General features: G+C 57.1%; 18 protein-coding genes and 1 pseudogene. 13 read left to right on the top strand and 6 right to left on the bottom strand.

Annotated features, from left to right (window positions below; all coding sequences use genetic code 11):
* Nucleotides 1-107 precede the first annotated feature (107 nt).
* Nucleotides 108-551: a host attachment family protein gene (locus FHT29_RS16540; RefSeq protein ID WP_037200766.1), complete on the top strand. Its 444-nt coding sequence runs from the start codon at nucleotides 108-110 to the stop codon at nucleotides 549-551.
* 148 nt (nucleotides 552-699) lie between these two features.
* A complete protein-coding gene (locus FHT29_RS16535) occupies nucleotides 700-1,149 on the top strand; it encodes a DUF2267 domain-containing protein (protein WP_168599868.1) in 450 nt (149 codons plus the stop codon).
* Nucleotides 1,150-1,618: 469 nt separating this feature from the next.
* On the opposite strand, the gene FHT29_RS16530 is transcribed toward FHT29_RS16535, so the two are convergent.
* Nucleotides 1,619-3,220 (bottom strand): MBL fold metallo-hydrolase, encoded by a 1,602-nt coding sequence (locus FHT29_RS16530; protein WP_168599867.1) that lies wholly within the window; start codon nucleotides 3,218-3,220, stop codon nucleotides 1,619-1,621.
* Between the two features lie 128 nt (nucleotides 3,221-3,348).
* On the opposite strand from FHT29_RS16530, the gene FHT29_RS16525 reads away from it, so the two are divergent.
* Nucleotides 3,349-4,182 carry a universal stress protein gene (locus tag FHT29_RS16525; protein ID WP_037200772.1) on the top strand — a complete coding sequence of 278 codons (834 nt, stop codon included), beginning with the start codon at nucleotides 3,349-3,351 and terminating at the stop codon, nucleotides 4,180-4,182.
* Between the two features lie 311 nt (nucleotides 4,183-4,493).
* Nucleotides 4,494-4,610, top strand: a pseudogene (locus FHT29_RS16520) (BON domain-containing protein); the annotation flags it as partial.
* Nucleotides 4,611-4,708: 98 nt separating this feature from the next.
* Here FHT29_RS16520 and FHT29_RS16515 read toward each other — a convergent pair.
* Both FHT29_RS16515 and FHT29_RS16510 read right to left on the bottom strand, forming a co-directional pair.
* Nucleotides 4,709-5,215, bottom strand: a complete 507-nt coding sequence (locus FHT29_RS16515; protein WP_168599866.1) for an Hsp20/alpha crystallin family protein — start codon at nucleotides 5,213-5,215, stop codon at nucleotides 4,709-4,711.
* A 111-nt stretch (nucleotides 5,216-5,326) separates the two neighbouring features.
* Entirely contained in the window at nucleotides 5,327-5,476 is a 150-nt protein-coding gene (locus tag FHT29_RS16510; protein WP_167669629.1) for a hypothetical protein, read from the bottom strand.
* A gap of 27 nt (nucleotides 5,477-5,503) precedes the next feature.
* Here FHT29_RS16510 and FHT29_RS16505 point away from each other — a divergent pair, with 27 nt between their 5' ends.
* From FHT29_RS16505 to mgtA, 7 genes are all read left to right on the top strand, one after another.
* Nucleotides 5,504-6,325, top strand: coding sequence for a universal stress protein (locus FHT29_RS16505; RefSeq protein WP_168599865.1), 822 nt, complete (start codon nucleotides 5,504-5,506; stop codon nucleotides 6,323-6,325).
* A gap of 164 nt (nucleotides 6,326-6,489) precedes the next feature.
* Nucleotides 6,490-7,671: an efflux RND transporter periplasmic adaptor subunit gene (locus tag FHT29_RS16500; protein WP_210255478.1), complete on the top strand. Its 1,182-nt coding sequence runs from the start codon at nucleotides 6,490-6,492 to the stop codon at nucleotides 7,669-7,671.
* A complete protein-coding gene (locus FHT29_RS16495) occupies nucleotides 7,668-8,615 on the top strand; it encodes an ABC transporter ATP-binding protein (RefSeq protein WP_168599864.1) in 948 nt (315 codons plus the stop codon). Before FHT29_RS16500 ends, FHT29_RS16495 begins: the two co-directional genes overlap by 4 nt.
* A complete protein-coding gene (locus tag FHT29_RS16490) occupies nucleotides 8,608-9,573 on the top strand; it encodes an ABC transporter ATP-binding protein (protein WP_168599863.1) in 966 nt (321 codons plus the stop codon). The genes FHT29_RS16495 and FHT29_RS16490 overlap by 8 nt, the downstream gene beginning before the upstream one ends.
* A complete protein-coding gene (locus tag FHT29_RS16485) occupies nucleotides 9,570-10,706 on the top strand; it encodes an ABC transporter permease (RefSeq protein ID WP_168599862.1) in 1,137 nt (378 codons plus the stop codon). Before FHT29_RS16490 ends, FHT29_RS16485 begins: the two co-directional genes overlap by 4 nt.
* 2 nt (nucleotides 10,707-10,708) lie before the next feature.
* Nucleotides 10,709-11,839: an ABC transporter permease gene (locus FHT29_RS16480; protein WP_168599861.1), complete on the top strand. Its 1,131-nt coding sequence runs from the start codon at nucleotides 10,709-10,711 to the stop codon at nucleotides 11,837-11,839.
* Nucleotides 11,840-11,989: 150 nt separating this feature from the next.
* On the top strand, nucleotides 11,990-14,563 hold the full coding sequence (gene mgtA / locus FHT29_RS16475) for a magnesium-translocating P-type ATPase (RefSeq protein ID WP_113084988.1): 2,574 nt from the start codon (nucleotides 11,990-11,992) through the stop codon (nucleotides 14,561-14,563).
* Nucleotides 14,564-14,602: 39 nt separating this feature from the next.
* Here the strand turns inward: mgtA and FHT29_RS16470 are convergent, their stop codons facing one another.
* A complete protein-coding gene (locus FHT29_RS16470; protein ID WP_168599860.1) occupies nucleotides 14,603-15,595 on the bottom strand; it encodes a zinc-dependent alcohol dehydrogenase family protein in 993 nt (330 codons plus the stop codon).
* Between the two features lie 253 nt (nucleotides 15,596-15,848).
* Here FHT29_RS16470 and FHT29_RS34930 point away from each other — a divergent pair, with 253 nt between their 5' ends.
* Both FHT29_RS34930 and FHT29_RS16465 read left to right on the top strand, forming a co-directional pair.
* A complete protein-coding gene (locus FHT29_RS34930) occupies nucleotides 15,849-15,971 on the top strand; it encodes a hypothetical protein (protein ID WP_280518139.1) in 123 nt (40 codons plus the stop codon).
* Nucleotides 15,968-17,008 carry an ABC transporter transmembrane domain-containing protein gene (locus FHT29_RS16465; RefSeq protein ID WP_312865287.1) on the top strand — a complete coding sequence of 347 codons (1,041 nt, stop codon included), beginning with the start codon at nucleotides 15,968-15,970 and terminating at the stop codon, nucleotides 17,006-17,008. The genes FHT29_RS34930 and FHT29_RS16465 overlap by 4 nt, the downstream gene beginning before the upstream one ends.
* Before the next feature lie 554 nt (nucleotides 17,009-17,562).
* On the opposite strand, the gene FHT29_RS16460 is transcribed toward FHT29_RS16465, so the two are convergent.
* Entirely contained in the window at nucleotides 17,563-17,754 is a 192-nt protein-coding gene (locus FHT29_RS16460) for a hypothetical protein (protein ID WP_112442891.1), read from the bottom strand.
* A 178-nt stretch (nucleotides 17,755-17,932) separates the two neighbouring features.
* Nucleotides 17,933-18,196 carry a DUF982 domain-containing protein gene (locus tag FHT29_RS16455; RefSeq protein ID WP_168599859.1) on the bottom strand — a complete coding sequence of 88 codons (264 nt, stop codon included), beginning with the start codon at nucleotides 18,194-18,196 and terminating at the stop codon, nucleotides 17,933-17,935.
* Between the last annotated feature and the right edge of the window lie 434 nt (nucleotides 18,197-18,630).

Raw genomic sequence — 18,630 nt, 5'->3', positions numbered from 1 at the left:
CGGCCGTCCAAGCGGCGGCAGGCGCGACCGCAAGACACCAACCCGCCGATGCGTGAAGACGGTCAGTCTGGTCGTAGCATTCGACATCGTGCCAACAGGAGCGAAAGATGGAAAAGCACAGAATCCCGAGAGACAGTTGGGTATTGGTTTGTGACGGCGTCAAGGCGCTGTTTCTGCGCAACGATGGCGACGCCGAACTCATCAATCTGATTCCAGTTGAGATCTACGGTGACAAAACAGCTTTTCAGGCGCCCGCCTCGGATCGCCCCGGTCGGATTTATCAATCACAAGGCCGATCGCGCAGCTCCGTTGAGGCGGTCGATCTGAAATGGCAGAGCGAAGAGGCGTTTGTGAGCGATGTCGCCCGCAGACTTGATCAACTGGTCCGCAACCGCACAGTCAAGCATTTGATCATCATCGCTCCGCCGAAAGTCCTGGGCGTCCTTCGAGCGCATTTGACACCGACGGTGCACTCCGTCGTCAAAGGCGAGGTAGCAAATGATTTCACCATGCTTCCCATTCCGGAAATTGAGCAAAGGTTGAAAGGTTGACCCCAGGATGCCCGCGATTGCAAAGATAGAAACCAGCTTTGAGGGACATCGTCCCAACGTTCTATGCGAATAGAATCGTGATGTTGACCCAAGACAATGCGCATCAGCGGGAATTCGGTGAGGATACCCTTCATCAAGGAGGCCTACCATGAGCTTTATCCCTTCCCAGACCTTCTCGGATTCTGCGCACCAAGCCGAAATCTGGGTCGTAGAGTTGTCAGAGTATCTCCATTGTGAACGGAATGAGGCCTACGATTGCCTGCGGTCCGTCCTGCACGCGCTTCGAGATTCAATGGATCTGAAGGCGATGGCCGATTTTTCATCGCATCTGCCGCCATTGATCCGGGGAATATTCTACGAAAACTGGCAGCCTCAACACGCCCAGCCGTGCTCAGATAGAATGGACTTCTTTGCAAGCATAGGCAGGCGGTCAGTGAAGCTGAACGACATTGGCGTCGAGCAGGCAGCACAGAATGTCTTCAAGTTGCTGGATCATCACTTGAGCCTGCCTGTAATTAAAAGAGTCAAACTGGCGATGAATCCTTCTCTCGGAACGCTCTGGCCCGAGCGCCCGCAGCAATCGAATAGCGCCGCGTAGCTTAAAAAGAAGAACACCGGCAAACGGCGATGTGAGAACCGAATAGGCTTGCCGCGCTCCCTTTATTCCGGCCGATTACGGCCGTGCGCTGTCATCTCATGCTCGCCAGGCGACGCAATCGGCGGACCGTCTCGCAGCCACCGGACTTCGCAGAGTTTCCAGCTTGGTTGCCTGCGACCTCGGCTGCTGCATCAAGCAGCTCCAAGGCATATGCTACCGCCGCATCGGTATCCTCGCGACAAAGGCTTGCGTTTGTGCAGCGCGCATCAAGGGCCTGTCTGATCCTGCTCTTGAGCGAGAGCATTCCGTTGCTACTGGAATAGGCCAAAAGCTCGTGGAGGCAACTTGTGGCGACAATCTCCGAGGCGATAAGCTTGCCCTCGACCTCTCCGAGTGTCGGAATGGCAAATCGCTGCCCTCCCCTTCTGCAATCGCGATCCGTCGTCAGCATGGTCTTACTCCTTTGCTGCTAGCTTCCACGTCCGTCTTCCTCAAGAGCTCTTTTAACGCGCCGAAGAATAACGGAGCGCGCCTTCCTGTCGGCGGTTTTACGCAACCGCTCCTCCAGATCGAGGACGATCGATTGATAGTCATTGTGCCAATCCGAATGGCCGACATCCTGGGGCACCAGGCGCGGCGGCGGCGCGACGCGTGCGAGCGATACGGCGGCTGTTTTCGTCAGGCTATAGCTGTCGTCGAGCGATGGTACGATGATGGTCGTGTCCGGCTTCCCGACTAACAGACGGGATTTCAAACTGTCGCGTGCGCCAGGCTCGCCGTGAACCAGAAACAGTCCTGATCGAATCGGCTCTCTGGCTTCTATCCAAGCTCTCAATTCGCTAGCGTCGGCGTGACCGCTATAGGCATCTAGTGATCGCACAGTCGCGCGGACGATGATTTCCTCACCCTGGATTTTTACGGTGCGCGCACCCTCTTCAAGAATTCTCCCAAGCGTGCCCGCTGCCTGGAATCCGACCAGCAATACGGTGCCTTCATCCCGCCAGAGCCAATTCTTGAGACGATGACGAATGCGACCGGCTTCACACATGCCGCTGGCAGCAATGATGATATGGAAGCCGCGAATGAAATCGATTGCTTTTGATTGCTCGGCCGTTTCCGTGAAACGCACGTTTTTCGCATTCAGCGCTTTGATCAGCAGGTCGCCATTGGGGATGGAATGTGCGTGCTGCTTGAAGATCGCGGTTGCGCGGGATGCTAGTGGAGAATCGATGACTATCGGACAGCGCGATATCTCGCCCGCATCCATGAGTACGTTGAGATCGGCGAGCAATTCCTGCGTGCGTTCCACCGCAAATGATGGGATCAGCAGGGCGCCGTTGGAATGATAGGCATTGAGAAGGATCTCCCGAAGTTGCCCGCGACGGGCGACGTCCGAGACTTCGTCTCGTTCCCGATCCCCATACGTGCTTTCACAGATGACATAGTCAAAGTCCTGCGGAGCATCTGGCCGGCCCTCCAACAACTTGTGCTGCGGACCGACATCTCCAGAAAACAGAATGCGGATCGGTCCGGTTTCGGTCGCCAACTCGATCTCGACCGAGGCCGAACCGAGCAGATGTCCGGCGTCCCAAAGCCGAAACCGCAGACCACCTTCCAATCTTTGCCATTCTTTATAGGCAACCGTTCGAAACTGCGTCATCGCGGCGCGCGCGTCTTCTGCTGTGTAAATGGGTTGCAACATGTCACGCGATCGGTGCCGGTTGCGGCGGTTCAGCTGCTCGACTTCCGATTCCTGAATATGTCCCGAATCTTGCAGCATGATCGAACACAGATCCAAGGTAGCCGGCGTACAATGGACGGCCCCCTCGAAACCGGCTTTGACCAGTTTCGGGATGAGGCCCGAGTGATCGATGTGGGCATGGGTCAGGATGACGGAGTCAATCAGAGCCGGTTCGAACGGGAAAGGCCGGTAATTCAACTCCTTTTCGGTCTTCGAACCCTGAAACATGCCACAATCGATCATGGTGCGAGCGCCGGCGTGCTCAAGCACGAAACACGATCCGGTGACCGATCCGGCTGCACCGTAGAAATGTAATATGGGGTCCGTCATCGGTTTTCCTCGTATGCGTCTCGACTTTAATGCATGCCGGATCGCCTTCGCTTTGATGAGGATCAAGGAAACGGGGATGCGATGGTGACTATCTTTGCCGACCTCCGAATGAGAAAGGCGATTAGACCATGTCCATCAAAACCGTCTTGTGTATCCTCGACGTCAATCAATTTAAAAATGACTTGAAGGGCGCCGTTGACTTTTGCCAGACACATGGTGCGCACCTAACCGCGCTGATCGTTTCAATGGGTGGCACGCCGCCCCACAGCGCATACGATGCTCTCTCCATCACCAAGCTCAACGAGCGACAACGTGAAATAGATAGTCTGACCGAGAAGGCATCCGATATCAGATCCCAGCTCAGCGGGAACATCGCATCTTATGACGTGCAGGAAGTCTATACGGAATTTCCCTGGGCTGACGAGGATATCGCGGACCGCGCCCTTTATGCCGATCTCGTCCTCATCGGTCCGCAGGCGGCCCGTAACGAGGAGCTTCAGCAAAGGGTAATCGATGGGGCATTGTTCCAGTCGCCGACGCCTGTACTTGTCAACGCGAGCGGCAAAACGCTTCAGTTTGCGTCAAAAGTAATCTTGCTGGCTTGGGATTCGAGCGAGGAGGCAGCGCGCGCCGCGCGGCAGTCGATCGATTTGCTGCAAGCCGCCGGAAAGGTGCATGTCACGATCGTCGATCCGCTTGCCCCACAGTCTGTCAACGGCAAGCAGCCCGGCGCGGATATCGCCGTCTTCCTCGCCCGGCATGGCGTAAACGTCGGTGTCGATTGCATTGCGAGCGGCGGCCGACTGGTCGATGAAACGCTGCGACAACACGCGGTCGATATCGGCGCCGACATAATCGTCATGGGAGCCTACAGCCATCTACGACTGCGGGAGCGCCTTTTCGGCGGAGTGACGCGATCGATGCTGGAAGACTCGGACATTCCGCTGTTTCTTGCGCATTAGCGACAGGCGCCGACGGCTTTCTTCGATGCTTGCCCGGTATTTCTCAATCGCCAGCGACCTCTCCGACCGATAGACTGCAAGAGACCCGGTAGCGATCGACCGTCGGCAGAAGTGCGACAACCCATCTCCCCTAGTCCCGGCGCACGGGGCCTGGATCCAGACGATTCGGACTCGCCCGCCAGTCATGACGGAGCCCCGCCAGACTTGGAGGGAGACGAGCCTCGTCGTCGACCCAACGCAATGACGCTGCATGATGGAATGAGGAGATTTGGTCGGGAGTGTGAGCCTCAATCGATTGTCTTCAAGGAGGAAATAAAGTCGTCCTCGAAGGCGACGTACATGCCTGGAATGAGCGGCAGGCGGCAGAGCAGGCCGCGTGGTCGGTTCCGGGCGTCGCCATCGTTGAAAATCACCTTCATGTGGGTTGACGCCAAAGGGAGGGGCGAGCCCCTCCCTTCCTGTGCCGCCGGCCCCCTTGATAACCCACAGCTGAGCCGCGACGGACACGGGATTGAGGCCAGATGGGTTAGCCTGCCTTGATCGCAATTTTCCGGTCATTCTTCTGCGCATTGGCTGTCTTCGGCAGAACGACCTTCAAAACACCATTTGCGAAGGAGGCATCGATCTTCTCGGCATCGACGCCGTCGGGAAGCTGGAGGCTGCGCTGGAACGATCCATAGCGCCGTTCGGAGAGGTAGTATTCCTTCTCCTTTTCCTCCTTGCTTTCATGCTTTTCGCCTTTGACCGTCAGGATGCCGTCCGCGAGCGTCAGTTCCACGTCCTTCGCATTGATACCTGGAAGCTCTGCCGTGAGCTCATAGGCCTTATCGGACTCGACGAAGTCGACGGCCGGCATGCCACGCGCGAAAGCATTCGGGAAACGCGCGAGTGTGCGATCGAAAAAGCCAGGGGTTAAGTCATTGAAGACGCGATCAATTTCCGATCGCAGGCTCTCGAATGGCGCCCAGCGCTCCATAGCGGGCGCCGCCTTCTTCTCCGTGCTCACGGGGAGCTTCCTTGCCATATCGGCCATATCATTTCTCCTCTTCGTTGCGAGGACCATTGGAGGACGACCTTGCCCCGGCCCTTTTCCAAATCGTCTTCGTAAGACGCGATATCATCAAAGACAGTGTTGCGACGTTGTTCATTGATCAGCATCAAAATGGCGCGCTGTCGCGCGTCCCGAGGCGATCGCGATCGTCATCTTGCCGGTCATGAAATCGATCGGGGCCCCCTTCGGGGCCGGACAACCTTGATCTTCATCAAAGCGGCGGTGGGGCAGCGACGCGATCATTATGTCAGCCTGTTGGAGGACACTGACATGAAACCGCAATTCCATCTGCCATTGATCACCTATCCCAGTGCCAGTTCGCTTTCCGTGGTTCAAAACGCAGTCGACTTGGCGCGACATCAAAAAGCAGATCTCACCGCGAGCGTTCTGCAGATCAAGACGCCGCTCGTCGGACAATCATCCCCATGGGTGGACGACGTTGAACGATTGAGTTCGCAGGCAAAGCGCTTCAGCCGCGACAGCGGTGTCGCATTGAGCGAAGCAGTGTGCGACTACGCCAACAAAGCAGACATAAGGGCCGTCATTCAGACATTCGAAGCGTCGGAGCCGCTGATCCCGGATACTCTGGTGGAAATCTCGCGCGCTTATGATCTCTCAATCGTCGAAGCGTCCGAGACCATGATGCCTTTGCTTGAGAACCTTCTGTTCGAAAGCGGCCGACCTCTCGTCCTGTTCCCTGCAAACCATGTTTGTAGCCGGATCGATATAGTAGCAATCGCCTGGGATGGGAGCGCGCCGCTGTCAACTGCGTTGACCGGGGCCCGATTATTCCTGGAAAGTGCTTCGAAGATCATCTTGATCTCGATCACCAACGAGGCTCCAATGAACGAGAAGGCTCGGGACCGATACGCGAATGTCCTTCGCAACAGCGGCCTGGATGTCGAAGTTGTCGTTGCTCGTGCAAATGGCGAAGAGGTGGCCGTTGCTATCCAATCGGCCGCCAGAGCCCTTCACGCGGATCTGCTTGTCGCCGGTGCCTACGGGCATTCCAAAATGCGTGAATTGGTCCTTGGCGGCGTCACCCGATCATTGCTGGCCGATCTCGAAATGCCGGTTCTTGTCGCTCACTGATCAAGCAAATGGAAGGTCGGTAAGGCGTTTACTCCTCCATGCCGGCTTGACGCTTGGCACTCAACCCATTCCCCGCAGCCAACGCGTTCAGACGATCGCCTGTTGACAAAGGTCAAGGCGCGCGCGCCGGGCAATGGTTAGCAAAGCATCAGAGGTGAACGCTGATGCCCACTGAAACTGACGAAACCACCAAAAACTCCGCGGAGAAATCGATTGAAACCGCCGTCAACAAAGCGGAGGGGATCGATCGACAGAGGGATATCGCGACAATGAAGATCGCACCCGCCCCCGATGGATCACCGCATGATCCAATCACTGGACGAGCTGCAGATCATAGGGCTGGAGAGCGAATGCGTCGAAACCGTCGCTTGGCTGTGGGTGTCGCGATCATCGTTGCAATGGCCGGTTTAGGCTTCTGGTATCGGCAGCCGCTCCAAAATGCCCTATTCGGTCCCTCCCTCGCAGTTGACCACATCACGATCTCCGGCAATATCGAAGCACATCAGAGCGTCCTGAGTTTTACCCAAGTACAGGCTCCGATCATTGAGCTTCCTTTCGACGAAGGGGCGCGTGTCGAGGCTGGCACGGTGCTCGCACGGATCGATGACCGTCTTTATCGACAGCAGCTGGCAATAGACCACACCAATCTCAACGTCGCGATTGCCCAGGTCAGTGTCAACCAAAGTAATCTCTCGGCTGCCCAGCATAGCGTTGTGAGCGACACATTCGATCTTGCCGAGAAACAGCGCGACTTCGCTCGCGCGGAAACTCTGGCAAAGAGTGACGTTGTCTCGCAGCAGACACGAGATCTCGCATTGACCGCGCAACAGCAATCTTCAGCGCTTCTTTCGCACGATCAAGCCCTGGTCGGTGTGGCAGAAGCCAACGTCCGGCTCGCTACGGAAAGCGTCGCGACAGCTGAAGCGAGGATCAAGCTGGACGAAATGACTCTAGCCTACGCCACGCTTCGCGCCCCTTTCACCGGAGTTGTCGCCGTTCGCGAAGCCGAACTCGGTCAACTTGCCGCTCCGGGCGTCGCCATCCTCACACTTGATGACCTCGATCACATCTGGCTTCGCGCTTATGTGAACGGTCCCGATATTGGCAAGGTGCGGCTGGGTGAAGCGGTAGACGTCGTCACCGATACCTATCCTGCCAAAATCTATAAGGGCCGAATTAGCTTCATCTCCCCTCAGGCTGAGTTCACGCCGAAAACCGTCGAGACCCACGCCGAACGCATCACGCTTGTCTACCGGATCCGCATCGAGATCGACAACCCGACACATGAATTGCTGCCAGGCATGCCGGCCGATGCGACCATTTCTCTCCTGGCGTCAGGCCAATGATCGGCGCGGCAACCGACATCGCTGTCCACGTGCAGGGCCTCATTCGCCGTTTTGGCTCGCTGTCGGCTGTGAGTAACGTCAACCTCGACATCGCGCGTGGCGAGATATTCGGGCTGGTTGGGCCGGACGGTGCCGGCAAGACCACCATCATGCGCGTGCTCGCCGGTGTGCTGCGTCCGAATGCCGGCACAGTCACCATCGAGGGTATCGACGTCGTTTCAATGCCGGAGCTGGCCAAATCGCAGATCAGCTATATGCCGCAGCGCTTCGGGCTTTATGAGGATCTGACCGTTGCCGAAAACATCTTCTTCTATGGGGAGCTGTTTTCCGTTCCGCGGGCGATCCGCCGAGAACGTACCGAGGCACTTGTGGATGCAGCCGGCCTTCGTGGCTTCGAACGCCGTCTTGCCGGTCAGCTCTCCGGCGGCATGAAACAGAAGCTGGGGCTCATATGCGCACTCATACACACCCCGAAAGTCCTGCTCCTCGACGAGCCCACAACTGGAGTCGATCCTGTCTCACGCCGGGACTTTTGGGCGATCCTTTATGGCCTGCGCGAAGAAGGCGTCACCATCATCCTTTCAACGGCATACATGGATGAAGCCGAGCGCTGTTCGCGCCTGGCGCTTGTCAGTGGCGGCGAAATACACCATTGCGACACGCCCGCGAAATTGAAACAAGCGATGCCGGGTGCCCTTCTCGCCGTCTCTGCCGACAATCCTCGCGCCGCTCGCGATGCCTTGGTGGGCGCTCCTGGCGTTCTTGGCCTGCTTCTGATGGGAGACAGGGTCAATGTCCGGGTAGACGACGCCGACATGCGAGAACCCGAACTGCGTGAGCGGCTCGCCGGGCGCGCTATCCCCGTGATGGCCATCACGCCGGTCGAGCCGGCGATCGAGGATGTCTTCGTCGCACTTCTGGGCAAGGAGCGGCGGGATGGATAACCTCGATCCGACACCATCGGCACCAACCGTCCAGATGCAGGGACTTACCAAACGGTTCGGCACATTTGTGGCCGTCGACGACCTTGATCTTACCATCACCAAGGGTGAAATCGTCGGATTCATCGGTCCGAACGGCGCAGGCAAATCCACGACGCTGCGCATGCTTTGCGGCCTGCTACGGCCGAGCGCCGGATCGGCATTCGTCGCGGGTTTTGACGTTGCACGCCATCCTGAGGATGTTCGCGCGCATATAGGTTACATGTCGCAGAAATTCTCTCTTTATTCCGATCTTACGGTCAGGGAAAACCTGCAATTCTTCGGTGGGATGTATCACGTTCCCCGCCGGGAAATGGCCTCGCGAATGGCGCAGGCGATAGCGACCGCCGGCCTAGAAGGCCGTGAAGACGCTCTCGTCGCAACGTTGGCTGGTGGCTGGAAGCAGCGGCTGGCGCTCGGCTGCGCCATTCTGCACCGTCCGCCAGTCCTGTTTCTCGACGAGCCCACCTCGGGCGTCGAGCCTGAAGCACGGCGTCATTTTTGGGACATGATCCACAATCTGGCCGGTAGCGGCGTAACCATCCTCGTGTCGACGCACTACATGGACGAGGCCGAGTATTGCAACCGAATTGCGCTGATCAATGCGGGCAAACTGGTTGCTCTCGGAAGCCCGGGCGAACTGCGAGGGCGCGAACTCGGTGGCGAATTGTTCGAGATCTCCTGCAACATGTTGGGAGCCGGCCTTGCAAAGCTGCGGCGGGCCCCAGGCGTGATCGATGCAGCAATTTTTGGAGACAAATTGCATGTTTTGCTTCGCGATAGCGCCACCGCGATAGGTCTTCCCCTATTGCTTAGCCAAGGCGGCATCATCGCCGGCTCCCCCAACCGCATCTCGGCAAGTCTGGAGGACGTTTTCGTCCAGCTTGTCTCCCGCGGCCACGTCGAAGGCGCTCATCCATGAATGGACGTCGATTGTTCGCCATTGCCTACAAGGAGACACTGCAAGTCTGCCGCGATCCACGCAGTCTTGCGATAGCGTTGTTGATGCCGCTGTTGCAGATGGCGCTGCTCGGCTACGGCGTCAGCCTGGACATCAAAAACGTCTCCCTTTGCGTCTACGATCAGGAAAACAGTCAGACCAGCCGTGATCTCACCAGCCGTTTCGTAGCATCGGGATGGTTTGAAGCGGTCCACGCGCTCGACAGCGACCGCGCGATTCGACAGGCCATCGACCGCGGCACCTGCATCGGCGCGCTGGTCATTCCCGTAACCTTCACGAAGAGCATGAGTTCCGCCGGCAAGGCCAACATCCAGACGATATTCGACGGCACCGATGCTAATACCACGAATATAGCGACGGGTTATGCAAAAGGGGTGATTGCCGAGGCCTTGACCGATTTCAAAAACCGATGGGCGCAAGCGCACGGCCTACAGCCTGACGCCATCGGCCAGATCGATCTGCAACTGCGTGTCTGGTTCAATGCCGGCCTGGAAAGTCGTAATTTTATCATTCCCGGCGTGGTTGCTGTCATCCTTGCCGCCGTCGGCGCTCGGCTGACCTCGCTCACCATTTCGCGCGAGTGGGAAAGGGGTACGATGGAACAGCTTATCTCCACCCCTGTCACTGCATTCGAAGTCATGCTCGGGAAATTGGTTCCCTATTTTGTGATTGCACTGATCGATGCCGCCTTCTGTCTTCTGGTTACGATTTTCTGGTTTCAGGTACCGTTCAGGGGCAGCGTCACGACCTTGGTGATGACGACCGCGCTGTTTGCCGTCGTGGTGCTGGGGATCGGATACCTGTTGTCGGTTCGCATTCGCAGCCAGCTCGGCGCCAGCCAGATTGCATTAATCCTTACAATGCTGCCGACCACCATGTTGTCCGGTTACACTTTCCCGATCGACCAGATGCCCGCACCCGTCCGCGCCGTGACGTTCCTCGTTTATGCCCGGTACTATGTCAGCATCCTTCGTTCCATATTTCTGAAGGGCAGCTCCCTAGCGGATCTGGCAGGCCCGCTTCTCGGGCTGGTGATCTTTGCAACCGTGATTGCCTATCTGGCCGCCATCGCCTTTCGCAAACGGTTGGATTAGCCATGTTCGAGCGCCTGTACGTCATGCTGATGAAGGAGTTCATCGAACTCAAGCGCGATCGTTGGGCAATCTTCCGGCTGGTCGTCCCGCTGGTCCTCCAGGTGGTCATCTATGGATATGCCGCAACGTTTACCGTCAATCATGTGGCGACCGCCGTACTCGATCTGGATCGAAGCCAGGCGAGCCGCAATCTCATCTCCCATTTCGCGGCTGCGGGGCGTTTTGACATCGTCGACCGCACGGACGATGAACGCAAGATCACCCATGATATCGACACGGATCAAGCAACCGTCGCGGTTTTGATCCATCCCGGATTCGAGCAGGACCTGAACAATGGACGCTCCGCAGCCCTCGAAGTCGTGGTGGACGGCACCAATTCCAACACGGCACTGATCGCAGCCGGCTATGTCAGTCAGATCGTTGCCCAGTTCGAAGCAGAAAATTCCACAGACGACAGGCGCCCGGACACCCAAGTGGCACCTCGCACGGTCACCGTGTCGCTGCAAGAGCGCCCCTGGTTCAACGAGAGCCTGGACGATCGCTGGTTCTTCATTCCCGGCGTTATCGGCACGTTGACATTGATGCAGGTGATGAGCCTCACGGCGTTTGCGATCGTGCGTGAACGGGAAGTGGGAACACTCGAACAGGTCATGGTCAGCCCCATTCGCCCCTTCGAATTCATCCTGGGCAAAACCTTGCCGTTTTTCCTGATCGGCCTCGGCGACATCGCTCTCGTGGCGACGATCGGGGTGCTCTGGTTTCGCGTGCCATTTGTCGGAAGTCCCTGGATCATGCTTCTGGGCGCCTGTCTCTTCCTCTTGGCCGCACTCGGCCTCGGCCTTCTGTTGTCGGCTTTTTCGCGGACGCAACAGCAAGCCTTCGCGTTGAATTTCTTTCTGCTCAATCCATTGTTCATTCTCTCAGGATTTGCATTTCCGATCTCAGCCATGCCGAAAGTCCTGCAATGGCTGACCATCATCAATCCGCTGCGCTATTTCCTGGTCGTCATCCGCGCCGTGTTCCTCAAAGGAGCCGGTATCGATGTTCTCTGGCCCGATTTCGCCGCGATGGCAATCCTCGGAACTGGAATGCTGACACTGAGTGTGATGCGGTTTCGCAAGTCGCTCGATTGACGCCCGCTTCGACCTATTCGGCGTTTTCTCCCGCGCGACGTCTCTGAACGGGAAGACGTCGAACGCTATGAACCGCGAGTTTTGATGAGCGTCAATGAAGCGCTGGGGATGGACCGGCTAACGTCAGTTACACTCAAGGGGTCAATTGACATGAACGCTCCGCTTAAAGATCGGGCTTCCGCAAGCCAAGATGCAACGACGTCGACCTCGCCCTATTGGTCGAAGGCCGAAGACCTTCTGCTGCACGATCTCGGCTCACAGACAAGAGGTCTTTCCCCCGAGGAGGCAGCGTACCGGTTAAGGAGCTACGGCCCGAACACCGTCGTCGCTATGACGCACACGAATGCGCTTCATATTCTGGCACGGCAATTTCTGAATCCCCTCGTTCTCATTCTCATCTTTGCCGCGACGGTATCTTCGCTGGTCGGGGAGATGCATGATGCCATCATCATAAGCCTCATCGTCCTTGCGAGCTGTCTGCTCGGCTTTTCTCAAGAGTACGGAGCGACGAAGGCGTTGGAGGCGCTGAAGAAAAGCATTTCGTTGTCCGCAACAGTTGTAAGGGGCGGAATAGAATCCCTCGTGCCGGCAAACACCATCGTCCCCGGTGACATCATCAAGCTTGCAGCTGGCAGTCTTGTGCCGGCCGATGGTGTGATCCTTTCGTCACGTGACTTGAACGTCAGCGAGGCCACCCTGACGGGTGAGACCTTCCCGGTCGGCAAGCTTGCCGGTGTCTGTCCACCCGACGCTCCGATCGCCGCCAGGTCCAATTGCGTTTTCACCGGCACGTCGGTTCGCAGCGGCACGGCAACTGTCATCGCTGTCGAAACAGGTGGACGCACCGAGTACGCGACCATCGCCGGCGCAATCGCGAAACAGATACCCGAAACGGATTTTTCACGAGGTATACGTCGCTTCGGCTATTTGATGACGCGCATCATGTTGGTGATCGTCATTACCGTCTTTGTTGCCAACCTGCTCCTGCACCGGCCGCTGATCGACTCACTGCTATTTTCTCTGGCGTTGGCCGTCGGGCTGACTCCCGAGCTTCTGCCGGCGATTATCAGCATGACGCTCGCCCGCGGCGCGCGCGCCATGGCTGCCGGCGGCGTCATCATTCGTCGGCTCGACGCTATTGAAAATCTTGGGAGCATGAACCTTCTGTGCACCGACAAGACCGGCACGCTGACGGAAGGCATCATAAAACTCGACGATTTCGTCGATCCGGGCGGCAAGCGCTCGCAGCAGGTCCACTTACTCGCCGTTTTGAACGCATCGCTGCAGGCCGGCCTCAAAAACCCGCTCGACGATGCTATACTGGCATCCGGCGAGATTGGCGCAGATCTGAAAGCCTTCGTGAAGAAAGACGAGATTCCATACGATTTCATGCGCAAACGGTTATCGGTCATCGTCAATAGCGCCGGCCAGGATACGATGATGGTCTGCAAAGGCGCCGTCGCCAATATCCTTTCCGTCTGTACCTCCGTCAGGACAGGCGACGCTGTCGGGCCTCTCGATGACCGGTCACGTGCGGCCGTCGACGCGCTTTATCGCAAATGGGGCGAGGATGGCATTCGCGTGATCGCAATCGCCACTCGGCGCTTCGCTCAAGACAAGGGATCTTATGACGTTGGCGACGAGCGCGAGCTCTGCCTCGAGGGCTTTCTCCTGTTTCTTGATCCGCCGAAGGCAGGCATCAAGGATGCGCTGGCAGGACTGAAACATCGCGGCATCGGCATCAAGATCATATCCGGCGACAATCGCTACATCGTCAAACACCTGGCCGACACGATCGGGCTGAGAACGAAACATGTTTTGACCGGCGGAGAGCTGGCATCGATGAGCAGCGACGCATTGTTCGCCCGTGCGCCAAAAACAGATCTGTTTGTCGAGATTGATCCCAACCAGAAAGAGCGCATTATCAAAGCGCTGCGGCGTTCCGGTCATGTGGTCGGTTATATGGGTGACGGTATCAACGACGCTCCAGCCCTCCATGACGCCGACGTCGGCATTTCTGTCGACGGCGCAGTCGATGTCGCCCGGGAGGCTGCTGATCTCGTGCTGTTGCAACAGGACCTCAACGTGCTGATTCGCGGCGTGGACGACGGTCGGCGAACCTTCGCCAACACCATGAAATATATATCGATCGCGACGAGCGCGAACTTCGGCAACATGATCAGCATGGCGATCGCCTCTCTGTTCCTCCCGTTCCTGCCGCTGCTCGCCAAACAGATCTTGCTCAACAACCTGCTTGCCGACATTCCATCTATGGCAATCGCCACGGATAGGGTCGATCGACAGCAAGTGCAGCGTCCGAGGCGATGGGACATTCGCGGCATCCAACGATTTATGATCTTCTTTGGCCCAGTCAGCTCGTTGTTCGATTTCGTGACGTTCGGATTTCTGTTGTTTGTCGTGCACGTGACGACCAATCAGTTCCGCACGGCCTGGTTTGTCGAATCACTCATTACGCAGCTCGTGACCATGCTAATCGTTCGCACGACCATGGCGGCATGGAAGGATAGGCCCGGTCCCCTACTCCTTTGGTCGACGGCGCTTATCACCCTCATCGCCCTCGTGTTGCCCTATTTTTCGCCGGTTGCGAGCATATTCGATTTCACACCGCTCCCAATTCCGTTGATGGGAGGGCTGATCGCGATCTCGGCAATCTACGCGGCGACGCTCGAGCTGGTGAAACGAATTTATTTCCGCCGGGGATGATGGTGTCGGCAGTATGATAAAGCCCATTTTCATATCCGTTCAGCTTGCCTTGGGCACCAATACAGCTGCACCGACAAGACGCCCGGCGCGCAGATCTGCGAGCGCCTCATTGGCCCTCTCGAGTGGATAGGCCGTGGTGTGGGTTCGCACGCCGGCGCTCTTGGCAATCGGGAAAAACTCAGCTGCGTCCGCGCGTGTCAAATTGGCGACGGAGACAAGCTCGCGTTCCCCCCATAGAACAGCGTAGGGCATGGACGGTATGTCGCTCATGTGAATTCCGCCGCACACAACTACCCCGCCCTTGCGAACCGCCTTGAGCGCTGCCGGCACCAGATCGCCTGCGGGCGCAAAGATGATGGCTGCGTCGAGCAGAATTGGAGCGTTCTCTTCCGACGAGCCGGCCCATACCGCGCCAAGCTCCAGCGCAAACTGCTGCGCTGCATGGTCGCCGCTGCGCGTGAACGCATAGACGTCGCGCCCCTGCCAGATGCAGATCTGGGTCAGGATATGCGCGGCGGCGCCGAAGCCGAAGAGACCGATGCTCTTGCCATTGCCGGCCTTCTTGAGCGAACGCCAGCCAATCAATCCGGCACACAGAAGTGGCGCGAGCGATACCGGATCGGCGTCTGCATCGAGATCAAACGCAAAGGCCGCGTCGGCCACGACATGCGTCGCGAAACCGCCGTCGCGGGTGTAGCCGGTGAATTGCGGCCGGTCACATAGGTTCTCAGCCTTCATTTGACAGAAAGAACATGTTCCGCATGTGTGGCCAAGCCAGGGAACGCCGACGCGGCGACCAAGTTTGGCGCTTTCGATGCCGGAGCCCACAGCATCGACAATACCCACGATCTCATGACCCGGTACGAGCGGAAGCGTTGGATTGTCGAGGTCACCGTCTACAACATGAAGATCAGTACGACAGACAGCGCAGGCCTCAACCTTGATCCTCAGCTCGCCTGGGCTAGGCCTTGGATCATCACGTTCGACAAATACCAGCGGTTTCCCGATTTGTCGAAGAACCATCGCTTTCATGGCTGAAGCCCATCCAAATTGGGGCTCGTTTCGAAGCTCAATGTCGGAAGAAGAAGCCAGGAAACGGCGCGCCCATCTGCGTTTCAAGCAACCTTTTCCGCCACTGGATCACTCCGGCGAGCAGTTTGATCTACCACCCTTCTCCTCCCACACAAATGCTGCCTCGGCTTTGACCCGGATCAACGCGCGCATAGCAAGAACGTGAAAACGTCCAAAGACAGGGCAAATTGTATGGCACGCCAGGAGGGCATCGGTGCAAAAGCTATTGCTGATCATATTGATCGTCATGATCGCCACGATCATCGGCATTTTGTGGGTGGAGCCGATCGCCGGTACCGGGCGACAGGCGGCGCTTGAGAAATCGGCGACGCAATGACCATCCTGAAAAAATTTCGAGGTTCGAAGGCGGCGACATCGCGCCAGATCCCGAAAGAAATAGTTCTGCCCCGGACGCTCTACGGTTTCGTCTTTCGAGTATCGGGATGGCATCAGCTGGCCGTCGCAATGCTGTCCATCGTGCTCTTTACGGCAGGAACCATACCGCTGGAGATACAGCGACGGATCGTGAATGCAGCAACGGAGAATGGTTCCTATCGAACGATCGCCATTCTGGTGCTGATATACGTCCTTTTAGCTCTGATCGAGGGAGCCGTGAAACTTGGGCTCAATATCTACAGCAGTTGGATCGGAGAAGCGGCCGTCCGATGGCTCCGTCTCCAAGTATTCGAGGCATCACAAACATCGTTGACGGACGGCACCATGATGGCCAGCGAAGGTGTCCAGCTCTCGATCATCCTGGCCGAAGCCGAGCCTGTCGGTGGCTTCGTTGGCACGAGTGTCTCGGAGCCTTTGTTGCAGATCGGCATATTAACAGCTGTTTGCGGCTATCTGGTTTATCTGCAGCCACTCATGACGATCATCGTCGTCACGATCTTTCTTCCGCAAAGTGGCTTCGTCCCGATCATGCAGGCAGCGATCAACCGGCGCGTCGGGAAAAGGATCGGCATCATGCGCAACGTCAGCGAGGATATCGTCCAAATGGGGCAAGCAATTGACACAAACGGCCTTCAGGCGTCGCGTATCGGAGGTGTCTTCCGGATCAACATGAGCATCTACAAAATCAAGTTCACGATGAATTTCATGATGAACCTGATGACCCAGATGGGTTACGCAGGAATCTTCGCGATGGGCGGGTATTTCGTGGTCAGCGGGAAGACCGAAATCGGGACTGTCGTCGCCTTCGTATCCGGCCTGTCAAAAATAAACGACCCATGGGGCGATCTCGTCAACTGGTATCGCGATCTGCGTGTGACACAGGTGAAGTATGGCCTCATATACAATTCCGCTCAGGTTGGCACCGCTATAGCGGGCGAATTACCAGGCTCTGCCCCATTTCCAGCGGCTCGCTCCTGAGACTTGAAAATGGCTCATTGCCTCCGCAGGTGATCTCGAACACCGGGATCAGGATGTTGCGGAAAGTGGCAAACCTGTATCTGGATTGATCGGTCGAGCAGCCGTGCTGCAAACTGCACTTCTCGCCGATGTTGATCAGGGATCTCGCGTCCGACCAGTGCACAGCGACAGCGTGCCTGAGGAGGTCCCCGATATCGATAGGGAGCGTATTCCCCGCCTGTGTGTCTTAGAAATTCGGCCGATGGCTGTGAAAATTGCAGTGCCTGATGTGGATGACCTGAAGATCGATAGGGCGTCAGGCTTCGTCAGAAGCCTGGGCTCGGGCATTTAGCCACGGCAAACGAGCTGTCACATCGTTGGAAGGAACGGCCGACAGATGGAGCACCCGACGAGTTCGCAGATTTTGCGTATTCGAGGGAGAACCATCTGGTGGCCGGGAGTTCAAAGTCTCGGATAGGCTCCTGGCCAATCTCGGCGCGCGGGGGCGCCGACGCTTGACCACAATGATCGGGCTACGTATTGACATTATCCAATCCCTTGAATGTCGTCAGAAGTCAAAAGCCATTACCCTTTGTCGGGGGAATATAGGGATCGGGGTAGCCGAGCTTGGGCTTGGCAGCACCGTTACCCGTATTGGTCGACGACTGTTGGCTCGGTTCTTTTGGTTTGTCGGAGCCGCTGGATTGGTACGCGTAGGCACCGAAGATAGCACCGGCTATCACAGCGATCAGCAAAGCTGCACGCATGTTCTTCTCCTTGTCACGAATCTATCGTCCTGAAGCCACAGCAAACAATGAGATTTCCGCTGAGCATTCGTCACTAATTGATAGGCGCTCTTGGGACTTGGGGCCTTGATATACATCAACAGGTCAAAGTTCGGCGTCGTTGGGTGAAGCGAGTAAGCCTCGTGTGCGCCAAGCCTCGTCATTCGATGACCGAAATATACAAGATCCGCTCTTCTGCAGCGGCGCGGATGAGAGCTTCCCTGACCGCTTCCGGGGGGATGACGTCATGCAAGGCATCTAGGCATGCCCTGATCGCCACGACATATTCCTCGCCATCGTCGGTTGGCCAGTCCGAGATCAAAGTTACCGCCGCATCCCAAACGGTTTTGACGACCCTGCATTTCTCACCGGAGCGCACGATAAGCCTCAGTGCGGGAAACTGATGCGATGTATGCCATTTCATAGCGCATAGTCTCCACAGCGCGATAACACCAGCAACCACGCAAGGGCGGGCAAATCCCACCGGAATGGTTGCACATGTCATGCTTAGCAAGGCGCTTGAACGGACACTTTGACATGTCTCAATGAGGTGCGAGGCCGGCGATAGCATTCAGATCGGCGACGGATGGCCCGTATTGACTGAACACAAGGTTGTTGAGGCACGGTGATCCTGTCGACGTCCGCACTTGCTGTTGTCTGGCGGCGTATCGCCACCTCGTCTGAGGTCAAACCATATGTCTTGAGATCGAGGGCCGTGAATGGTCGCAACACACGCCATCAAGCCTACGCTTGTATGATCGAACGTACGCATCCGAGTTGGGCCGCATTGTGCAGTGAGTGAGAGTGTGGATGCTCTGTCTATATAGACGGCAATATAGACGGTGTTTCACATATGGA

Origin of the sequence: Rhizobium sp. SG741 (assembly GCF_012275435.1) — a bacterium.
GTDB classification, from domain to species: Bacteria; Pseudomonadota; Alphaproteobacteria; order Rhizobiales; family Rhizobiaceae; genus Rhizobium; species Rhizobium lusitanum.
The sequence above is the reverse complement of the archived record's forward strand: the minus strand, read 5'-3'. Positions and strand labels throughout refer to the sequence as shown.